Origin of the sequence: Piscinibacter sp. (assembly GCF_050175855.1) — a bacterium.
Classification (GTDB): Bacteria; Pseudomonadota; Gammaproteobacteria; order Burkholderiales; family Burkholderiaceae_C; genus Piscinibacter.
Window position 1 is genome coordinate 1 of the sequence record NZ_JBFXIO010000190.1, and the last position, 9,534, is coordinate 9,534.

At 68.7% G+C, this 9,534-nt stretch carries 8 protein-coding genes; 5 read left to right on the forward strand and 3 right to left on the reverse strand.

All coding sequences use genetic code 11. The annotated features are described in order from the left end of the window. From pepN to prfB, 3 genes are all read right to left on the reverse strand, one after another. A partial coding sequence (pepN, locus tag AB7U92_RS14925; RefSeq protein ID WP_428578295.1) for an aminopeptidase N occupies window positions 1-2,663 on the reverse strand: 2,663 nt, incomplete at its 3' end. Continuing rightward, on the reverse strand, window positions 2,656-3,327 hold the full coding sequence (locus AB7U92_RS14930; protein ID WP_428578297.1) for an HAD family hydrolase: 672 nt from the start codon (window positions 3,325-3,327) through the stop codon (window positions 2,656-2,658). The genes pepN and AB7U92_RS14930, both read right to left, overlap by 8 nt. Then, window positions 3,320-4,424, reverse strand: a protein-coding gene (gene prfB / locus AB7U92_RS14935) for a peptide chain release factor 2 (protein ID WP_428578300.1) whose coding sequence is annotated in 2 segments (ribosomal slippage) — window positions 3,320-4,342 and window positions 4,344-4,424 — 1,104 coding nt in all. Because the reading frame shifts where the segments join, the coding sequence is not laid out codon by codon here. The genes AB7U92_RS14930 and prfB overlap by 8 nt, the downstream gene beginning before the upstream one ends. Window positions 4,425-4,625: 201 nt before the next feature. On the opposite strand from prfB, the gene AB7U92_RS14940 reads away from it, so the two are divergent. From AB7U92_RS14940 to AB7U92_RS14960, 5 genes are all read left to right on the forward strand, one after another. Further along, on the forward strand, window positions 4,626-4,922 hold the full coding sequence (locus tag AB7U92_RS14940) for a hypothetical protein (protein ID WP_428578303.1): 297 nt from the start codon (window positions 4,626-4,628) through the stop codon (window positions 4,920-4,922). Beyond that, window positions 4,913-5,497: a tetratricopeptide repeat protein gene (locus AB7U92_RS14945; protein ID WP_428578306.1), complete on the forward strand. Its 585-nt coding sequence runs from the start codon at window positions 4,913-4,915 to the stop codon at window positions 5,495-5,497. The genes AB7U92_RS14940 and AB7U92_RS14945 overlap by 10 nt, the downstream gene beginning before the upstream one ends. 85 nt (window positions 5,498-5,582) lie before the next feature. Beyond that, complete coding sequence (locus AB7U92_RS14950; RefSeq protein ID WP_428578309.1) at window positions 5,583-5,843, forward strand: DUF4212 domain-containing protein; 261 nt, start codon at window positions 5,583-5,585, stop codon at window positions 5,841-5,843. A 1-nt stretch (window position 5,844) separates the two neighbouring features. Beyond that, on the forward strand, window positions 5,845-7,971 hold the full coding sequence (locus AB7U92_RS14955; RefSeq protein ID WP_428578312.1) for a sodium:solute symporter family protein: 2,127 nt from the start codon (window positions 5,845-5,847) through the stop codon (window positions 7,969-7,971). Between the two features lie 116 nt (window positions 7,972-8,087). Beyond that, the coding region (locus AB7U92_RS14960; protein ID WP_428578315.1) for a DUF294 nucleotidyltransferase-like domain-containing protein at window positions 8,088-9,534 on the forward strand (1,447 nt) is incomplete at its 3' end.

Consider the following 9,534-nt stretch of genomic DNA (forward strand, 5'->3'; position numbering starts at 1 on the left):
GCTCGGGTGACGACCTCGCGCACGTCGTCGGACAGGTCGGGGCGTGCGGCCACGCGCGCGATCGCCTCGCGCGCGGCGCTCCGGTACGGCTCGGCCAGCGTGGCCCAGCGGTCCAGCGCGCGCGCGACCCGCGAGGCCAGTTGCGGGTTGATGGCGTCGAGCTCGATCACGCGCTCGGCCCAGAACACGTAGCCGGCGGCGTCGGCACGGTGGAAGGCGGCAGGGTTCTCGCCGCACAGCGTGCGGATCAGGCTGCGCGCGCGGTTCGGGTTGGACAGCGTGAAGTCGGGATGCTTCATCAACGCCCTGGCGCGAGCGAACACGCGGCCGTCCTTCTCGGGCGCGGCAGCCTGCAGGACGAACCACTTGTCGATCACCAGCGCGTCGTTGCGGAACTGGTCGTGGAAGCGCTGCAGCGCGAGGTCGGCCATCTCCGAGTGCGACGCCAGGAGCGCCCACAGCGCGCCCTGGCGGTCCGTCATGTTGGCGGCGTCCTTGAAGCGCTGGTAGGCCTTGCCCTGCCAGAGCACGTCGCCGCGCGCGGTGGCGTCGAGGCACAGCATCTGCAGCGCCAGGTTGGCCAGCGCGCGCCGGCCCGACTGTGCCGCGTCGGGCGAGTAGGCGCCGCCGACCTGGTGCGCTTCCCAGGCCCATTCCCAGTCGGCGCGCAGGTCACGGGCGAGCTGGTGGACCATGGCTTCGCGGGCGGCATGGATGCGCTGCGGATCGACGTGGTCGAGCTGCTCGGCCACGTAGGTCTCGGTCGGCGGCGTCAGCACCAGATCCTTGAAGGCCGGGTCGAGCGTCCCGTGGCGCAGCACGCCGCGCATCGCGTCGACGAAGGCGGTGTCGAGCTGCAGCGGGTGGCCTTCGCGCACCGCGGCGATGAGGCGATGCAGCGCCAGCCGCTGACCGGCCTCCCACCGGTTGAACGGGTCGGGGTCGTGGGCCAGCAGCACCAGCAGATCGTCGTCGGACAGGCCGTCGAACAGGCGCACCGGCGCGGAGAAGTGGCGCAGCAGCGAAGGCACCGGCTCGCTGTCGACGTCGACGAAGGTGTAGAAGGCGCGCGCCTCGTCGAGCACCAGCACGCGCTCCTCGGCGGCCTTCTCCGCCGGTTCGTCCTCGAGGCGCAGCGCCATCGGTCGACCGTCGCGCGCCAGCAGGCCCATCGCCACCGGAATCACGAAGGGCTGCTTCTCGACCTGGCCCGGCGTGGGCAGGCTGTGCTGTTCCAGCGCCAGCGTGTAGGTGCGGGTCGGTGCGTCCCAGCGGCCGCGCGCCGTCAGGTGCGGCGTGCCGGCCTGCCCATACCAGCGCTTGAACTGCGGCAGCGTGCGAGCCAGCTCGCTGCCGGGATTGGCATCGGCGATGGCCTGGGCGAAGTCGTCGCAGGTCACCGCCTGGCCGTCGTGGCGCTCGAAGTACAGCGCCATGCCCTTCGCGAAGCCCTCGCAGGTGACCAGCGTCTGCATCATGCGCACCACCTCGGCGCCCTTCTCGTAGACGGTGGCGGTGTAGAAGTTGTCGATCGCCACGTATTCGTCGGGCCGCACCGGGTGCGCCATCGAGCCGGCGTCTTCGGGGAACTGGCGCTCGCGCAGCATGCGCACATCGAGGATGCGCTTGACCGCCCGCGCGCTCGCGCTGCCGGCCATGTCCATCGAGAACTCCTGGTCGCGGAAGACCGTCAGGCCCTCCTTCAGGCTCAGCTGGAACCAGTCGCGGCAGGTGATGCGGTTGCCCGTCCAGTTGTGGAAGTACTCGTGGCCGACCACGCTCTCGATGTCGGCGAAGTCGCTATCGGTGGCGGTGGCGGCGTTGGCCAGAACGTACTTCGTGTTGAAGATGTTCAGGCCCTTGTTCTCCATCGCGCCCATGTTGAAGTCGCCCACCGCGACGATCATGAAGCGCTCCAGGTCCAGCGGCAGCTTGAAGCGGGCCTCGTCCCACACCACCGAGGCGATCAGCGAGTTCATCGCGTGCTCGGTCTTGTCGAGGTCGCCGCGGCGCACCCACACCTGCAGCAGGTGGTTCTTGCCCGAGCGGGTGCGCACGTGCTGCTCGCGGGCGACGAGGTCGGCGGCCACCAGCGCGAACAGGTAGCTGGGCTTGGGGAAGGGGTCGTGCCACTTCGCATAGTGGCGGCCGTTGTCGAGATCGCCCTGCTCGACCAGGTTGCCGTTCGAGAGAAGCACCGGGTAGCGCGCCTTGTTCGCGCGCATGGTCACGGTGTAGACCGCCATCACGTCGGGGCGGTCGAGGAAGTAGGTGATGCGGCGAAAGCCCTCCGCCTCGCACTGCGTGAAGAACCCGCCTCCCGAGGTGTACAGGCCCGAGAGGTGCGTGTTCTTCTCCGGCGCGCAGGTGTTGCGGATCTCCAGCGTGAAGTCACCCTCCGGCGGGTTGTCGATGACGAGCTCGTTGCCTTCGACGCGGAACGACACGCTCTGGCCGTTGGCCAGTACGCGCAGCGGCTCGATGTCCTCGCCGTGAAGGCGCAGCGCGCCGCCGCTGCCCTGGGCGTTGCGCTCCACGCGCATGCGGCTGGCGACGATGGTGCGTGCCGGGTCGAGGTCGAAGGTGAGTTCGACGCTGCGGATCCAGTAGGCCGGCGCGGCGTAGTCGGCGCGCTTGACGGCCTGGGCGATGCCTTCACGCATGGTGGTCTTCTTTCGTCAGGGCGATGGGGTCGAGCGTGCGGAAGTCCGCCGCGCTCGCGATCAGGTTCGGGTAGCCGGCAAAGGCCGAGGCGGGCAGGGTGGTGGTCAACGCCACCGCCGGCATGCCGGCGCGGCGTGCGGCTTCGATGCCCAGCGGCGCATCCTCGAAGACGATGCAACGCTGGGGTTCCAGCCCGAGGCGCTTCGCCGCTTCGAGGAAGAGGTCGGGGTGGGGCTTGCCGCGCAGCCCGTCGGCGGGGCTGACGACGGTCTCCACCCAGTCGCGGATCGGGAAGCGCGAGAAGGCCAGCGCCATGTTCTCCGGCGTCGAGGCGGTGCACACGGCGAGCCTCGCGCCCGCCGCACGGGCGGCGTCGATGAATGCCGCGGCCCCGGCCACCAGCGCCAGCCGCGTGGCCGCGAACTCGCGGTACAGGCGCTCCTTCTCGTCGGCCATGGCCGCGCGCTCGGCCGGCGTCGCTGAAGGAAACATGTCGGCCAGGATCTCGTCGTTCGAGCGCCCGGCGGTGGCGGCGAAGAAGGCGTCGGCGTCGATGGCCAGTCCGCGCCGCGCATGCCAGGCCACCCAGGCGTCGTGGTGGCACGGCATGCTGTCGATCAGCGTGCCGTCGAGGTCGAAGAGAAAACCCCGGACGTCAGACACCTTGCTTCAGGCTCGCTTCGATGAAGGCGTCGAGGTCGCCGTCGAGCACCTTCTGCGTGTTGCTGATCTCGACGTTGGTGCGCAGGTCCTTGATGCGGCTCTGGTCGAGCACGTAGCTGCGGATCTGGTGGCCCCAGCCGACGTCGGTCTTGGTGTCCTCGAGCTTCTGCTGCGCTTCCATCTGCTTGCGCATCTCATGCTCGTACAGGCGCGAGCGCAGCATCTGCCAGGCCTCGTCGCGGTTGCGGTGCTGCGAGCGGTCGTTCTGGCACTGCACCACGATGCCGGTCGGGATGTGCGTCAGGCGCACCGCCGAGTCGGTCTTGTTGATGTGCTGGCCGCCCGCGCCGCTGGCGCGGAAGGTGTCGGTGCGCACGTCGGCCGGGTTGATCTCGATCTCGATCGAGTCGTCGACCTCGGGGTAGACGAACAGGCTGGCGAACGAGGTGTGGCGCCCGCCCGAGCTGTCGAACGGGCTCTTGCGCACGAGGCGGTGCACGCCGGTCTCGGTGCGCAGCAGGCCGAAGGCGTACTCGCCCTCGACCTTGATGGTGGCGCTGCGGATGCCGGCCACGTCGCCCTCGGTCTCTTCCATCACCTCGGTCTTGAAGCCCTTGCGCTCGCAGTACTTCAGGTACTGGCGCAGCAGCATCGCCGCCCAGTCGCAGGCCTCGGTGCCGCCGGCGCCGGCCTGGATGTCGATGAAGCAGTTGGACGGATCCGCCGGGTTGTTGAACATGCGGCGGAACTCGAGCTGCTCGACGATCTCGCGCAGCTTGTTCGCCTCGTCCTCGATCGCGGCCAAGCCGTCGAAGTCCGAATCGGCCTTCGACATCTCGTACAGCTCGGTGTTGTCGGCGAGGTTGCTCGCCAGGTGGTCGATGGTGCCGACCACCGTCTCCAGGGACTTCTTCTCGCGCCCCAGTTCCTGCGCGCGCTTCGGCTCGTTCCAGACGTTCGGATTCTCGAGCGCGGCGTTGACCTCGTTCAGCCGCAGTGCCTTGCGGTCGTAGTCAAAGATACCTCCGCAGCGCTTCGGTGCGCGAGCTCAGGTCGGCCAGCGAGTTGCCGATCTGGTTGATGCGTTCGATGTCCATGGCGGGGTCCGTCTCGAAAAGGGGTGCATTTTGGCATGGGCGGCTCCGCGCCCTCCGCCGCGGGGCACGTAGACCAGCTCGCAGCCGCGGCGACTATTCGGGTTTGCCCTGAGAGGACAAGCGAGCGGTCGGGGCGAATCCGTCAGAAATCCGTAAGCCCTTCCGTAGGACAGTCTTGCACCTTCCTGACAAGGGTGTCGGATGCTCCTGTTCGTGTCTGCGGTGAAGCTGGTGGCGGAGATCGCGCTGATGGCACTGGCCGGGCAATTCCTGCTCGGCCTGCTCGCCGGGCAGAAGCGCGACAGCAACCTTTTCTACCAACTGCTGCAGGTGATGACGAAGCCCTTCGTCAAGGGCATGCGCCTTGTCACGCCGAAGGTGGTGATCGACCGCCACATGCCGCTGGCCGCCTTCGTGGCGCTGGCGATGGTCTGGGTGGTGGCCACGATCACCAAGATCAACCTGTGCCTGCAGATCGGGGTGGAGCAATGTCGGTGAATGGTTCGGGTTCGGGCTTCGACTACTGGCGGCTGAAGCTGCGCGCCATCGTGCTGCTGGTGTTCGGCCGCAACGCGGCGGCCGAGGCGACCTTCGACCAGATGATTCAGGCTTGGCCGCAGGATCCGTATGCGCTGGCCAGCCGTGCCCATCTGCGCGCCCAGCGCGGCGCCCGCGACGAGGCCATCGCCGACTACCAGTTGCTGGTGTCGGCCCACCCCGATCGCAGCGCTGCCTTCTGGTTCAACCTCGCCTTCACGCTGGAGTCGGCCTCGCGCCTGCCCGAAGCCGAGGCGGCCTTCCGCCGCGCGCTGGAGCTCGACGAGAAGCTCGACCGTGCCTGGTACGGGCTGGGCCTGACGCTGATCCAGCAGGGCCGCTACGACGACGCGGTGGCGGCGCTCAAGCGCAACACCGAACTGCAGCCGATGAGCCCGTACGGCTGGTACCAGCTGGCACGCGTGCACATGGACCGCCAGCAGCCCGACGAGGCACGCAAGATCATCCGCCACCTCAAGGGCTTCGAGCCCAAGGTGGCTGCGCAGCTGGAGCGCGAGACCGGTCTCGCGGCCTGAGGCGACGAACGAACCGCAAGCCACATCGCGGTGTGAGAAGGGGCCGGGCCGATCCCGGAGGAAGGCAACCTAGGAGGCACTTGAGATGCAGCAATTGAGCGAGAGGCATCACGAGTACTGGCGCAAGAACCTGAGGATCACCGGCATCCTGCTGGCGATCTGGTTCATCGTCACGTACGGGGTCGGGTACTTTGCCCGCGACCTGCAGTTCAACTTCTTCGGCTGGCCGTTCAGCTTCTGGGTGGGAGCCCAGGGTGCGCTGATCGTGTACGTGCTGATCATCTGGTTCTACGCTCGTTACATGAACAAGCTGGACCAGGAACACGGCGTTGCCGAGGAGGAATGACATGGCTGGCTTCAGTCTAGATTCGGGCGGCGGCGGCAGTGCCGCCGCGGCCAACAAGGCCTTCAAGCAGCAGCTCAACAAGGTCTACGGCTGGTACACCGGGGGCTTCATCTCCTTCGTGATCGTGCTGGCGGTGCTGGAGCAGCTGGGCCTGTCCCGCCAGTGGATCGGCTTCATCTTCCTGCTCGCCACGGTAGCCCTGTATGCCGGCATCGGCATCATGAGCCGCACCTCGGACGCGGCGGAGTACTACGTCGCCGGCCGCCGCGTGCCCGCCGTCTACAACGGCATGGCCACCGGCGCCGACTGGATGTCGGCCGCGTCGTTCATCGGCATGGCCGGCACGCTGTACCTCACCGGCTACGGTGGCCTCGCCTTCATCATGGGCTGGACGGGCGGCTACTGCCTGGTGGCGCTGTTCCTCGCGCCCTACCTGCGCAAGTTCGGCCAGTTCACCATCCCCGACTTCCTCGGGGCGCGCTATGAAGGCAACCTGCCGCGCTTCCTCGGCATCTGCGCTGCGATCCTGTGCTCCTTCACCTACGTGGTGGCGCAGATCTACGGCGTGGGCCTGATCACGACGCGGCTGTCGGGCCTGGCCTTCGAGATCGGCATCTTCGTCGGCCTGGGCGGCATTCTGGTCTGTTCGTTCCTCGGTGGCATGCGCGCCGTGACGTGGACGCAGGTGGCGCAGTACATCATCCTCATCATTGCCTACATGATCCCGGTGGTGTGGCTGTCGGTGAAGCAGACCGGCGTGCCGGTGCCGCAGGCCGTCTACGGCTACCAGCTGGAGAAGGTGTCCAAGCGCGGTGACGAACTGCGCACCGACCCGAAGGAACTCGAGGTCGTGGCCATCTTCAAGGCCCGTGCCGACGAGTACGCCGCCAAGCTGAAGGACATCCCGACCGCGTTGGCTGCCGAGAAGGCCGCTGCCAGCCAGAAGCTGGCGGACCTGAAGGCTGCCAACGCGCCGGTGACCGAGGTGCAGGCTGCCGAGAAGGCGCTGGCCGCGGTGCCCGCCAACGACGCGGAGGCGAAGAAGGCCTGGACGGCCGCGAAGGCGGCCAACGAGGCGCGCGCCAAGCCGCTGGGGGGCATGCCGAACCACGCGCAGATCTACGCGGGCGACCCGAACGGCGACGAGAAGGCCAGGAAGACCTTCGACGAGTCGCGTCGCAACTTCCTCGCCCTGGTGTTCTGCCTGATGGTGGGCACGGCCGCGCTGCCGCACATCCTGATGCGCTACTACACCACGCCGTCGGTGAAGGAAGCGCGGGAGTCGGTGACCTGGTCGCTGTTCTTCATCTTCCTGCTGTACTTCACCGCCCCGGCCCTGGCCGTGCTGGTCAAGTACGAGGTCTTCAACGTGCTGGTGGGCACGCCGTTCGACAAGCTGCCGGCCTGGATCGCGCAGTGGAGCCGGGTCGATCCGGGTCTGCTGTCGGTGGTCGACGTCAACAAGGACGGCATCTTCCAGCTGACGGAGATGAAGATCGGCGGCGACATCATCGTGCTGGCCACGCCGGAGATCGGCGGGCTGCCGTACGTGGTGTCGGGCATGGTGGCGGCCGGCGGCCTGGCCGCGGCGCTGTCCACCGCGGACGGCCTGCTGCTGACCATCGCCAACGCGCTGTCGCACGACCTGTACTACAAGATGATCGACCCGAACGCGCCGACCGCGCGCCGCGTGATGATCTCGAAGATCCTGCTGCTGGTGGTCGCCCTGGCGGCTGCCTCGGTGGCGGCGCAGAAACCGGCGGACATCCTGTTCCTGGTCTCGGCGGCGTTCTCGTTCGCGGCGGCGGCGTTCTTCCCGGCCCTCACGCTCGGCATCTTCTGGAAGCGCGCCAACAAGTGGGGTGCGTCGCTGGGCATGATCGCCGGCCTGGGCACGACGTTCTACTACATGGCGACGACGCAGCCCTGGATGCGCAGCATCTTCGGCGTGACCTCGCCGGTGGAACTGTGGTGGGGCATCCAGCCGATCTCGGCCGGCCTGTTCGGCGTGCCGATGGGCTTCGCGGTGATCATCATCGTCAGCCTGCTGACCCCGGCGCCGAGCCGCCAGACGCAGGAGCTGGTGGAGCACGTGCGCTACCCCGACCTGAAGCTGTCGAAAGCCTGATGACAGTCTGAAGCTCCGGCTTCGTGGCAAGGCCCCGCTCGAGAGAGCGGGGCCTTTTTCATTCTTGATCCAGCCCCGGTTCGCGCCTGACGGGGCTGCGTAGGATCGCGGGCACGATGAACACCGTCACGACGCCCTCGGCCAGCCTGCTGGCCAACCTGCGCAGCGAACTGATGGCCCACGCGCCGTTCGCGCAGATGAAGCCCGACGAGGTCGACCGCTTCGTGGTCGCGGCCGAGCAGGCGTATTACGCGCCCGACGAGACGGTGCTGTCGCCGGAGTCCGGCGTGGCCACGCAACTGCTCTACGTCCGGCAGGGCAGCGTGACCGGGCGGCGCGGCCTGGCCGACGCGGCCGGCGGCTTCCAGTACGAGACGGGTGACCTGTTCCCGGTCGGCGCGGTGTTGGGCGAGCGGGCCGTCACCGCCACCTACCAGGCCACCGAAGACACCTTCTGCCTGCGCGTGCCGGCCGCGCTGGTGCGCGAGCTGGCGGCGCAGAGCACACCTTTCGCCGACTTCCTCAACCGCCGGGTCGGGCAGTACCTGGAGCTGTCGCGGCGCAGCCTGCAGGCGGCGTTCGCCTCGCAGACGCTGGCCGAGCAGTCGCTGGAGGCGCCGCTGGGCTCGCTGCCGCGCAAGGCGCCGGTGTGCGTGTCGCCGGCGACGCCGCTGGCCGAAGCGCTGGCGACCATGCACGAGCGCCGCATCGGCTCGGTGCTGGTGGCCGACGCCGCCGGCGCGCCGCTGGGCATCCTGACGCGCCACGACATCCTCGGCCGCGTGACGCTGCCGCAGCTGCCGCTGTCCACGCCGATCGAGGCGGTGATGACCGCGCCGCTGCGCACCCTGAGCGTGGAGCACACCGCGCAGGATGCGGCGCTGCTGATGTCGCGCCATGGCATCCGCCACGTGCCGATCACCGAGGGCGGCCGGGCGGTGAGCATCGTCTCCGAGCGCGACCTGTTCGCGCTGCAGCGGCTGTCGCTCAACCAGGTCAGCACCACGCTGCGCGCCGCACCCGACCTGGCCACGCTGCGCCAGGGTGCGGCCGACATCCGCGGCTTCGCGCGCAACCTGCTGGGGCAGGGCGTGCGCGCCCGGCAGCTCACCGAGCTGATCAGCCACCTCAACGACGTGCTCACCGAACGGCTGGTGACACTGGTCGCGCAGCGGCGCGGGCTCGACCTCGGCCGCGCCTGCTGGCTGGCCTTCGGCTCGGAAGGCCGCGGCGAGCAGACCATCGCCACCGACCAGGACAACGGCCTCGTGTTCGAGAGCGACGACCCGGCCCGCGACCGGGTGCAGTGGCTGGAACTGGCACGCGAGGTCAACGACGCGCTCGACGAGTGCGGCTACCCGCTGTGCAAGGGCAACGTGATGGCCTCCAATCCGGAGTGCTGCCTCACGCCGGCCGAGTGGAGCCAGCGTTTCGAGCGCTGGATGGAGCATGGCGCGCCCGAAGACCTGCTCAACGCCAGCATCTACTTCGACCTGCGGCCGCTGGCCGGCAACTCGGCGCTGGCCGAGCCGCTGCGCGGGCTGCTCGCCGAGCGGGCGCCGC

What these genes read in the sequence shown, in the direction of transcription:
- AB7U92_RS14955 (WP_428578312.1), top strand. Translation starts at nt 5,845, where the DNA reads ATGGCTGGCTTCAGTCTAGATTCGGGCGGCGGCGGCAGTGCCGCCGCG.
- AB7U92_RS14940 (WP_428578303.1), top strand. Translation starts at nt 4,626, where the DNA reads ATGCTCCTGTTCGTGTCTGCGGTGAAGCTGGTGGCGGAGATCGCGCTG.
- AB7U92_RS14945 (WP_428578306.1), top strand. Translation starts at nt 4,913, where the DNA reads ATGTCGGTGAATGGTTCGGGTTCGGGCTTCGACTACTGGCGGCTGAAG.
- AB7U92_RS14950 (WP_428578309.1), top strand. Translation starts at nt 5,583, where the DNA reads ATGCAGCAATTGAGCGAGAGGCATCACGAGTACTGGCGCAAGAACCTG.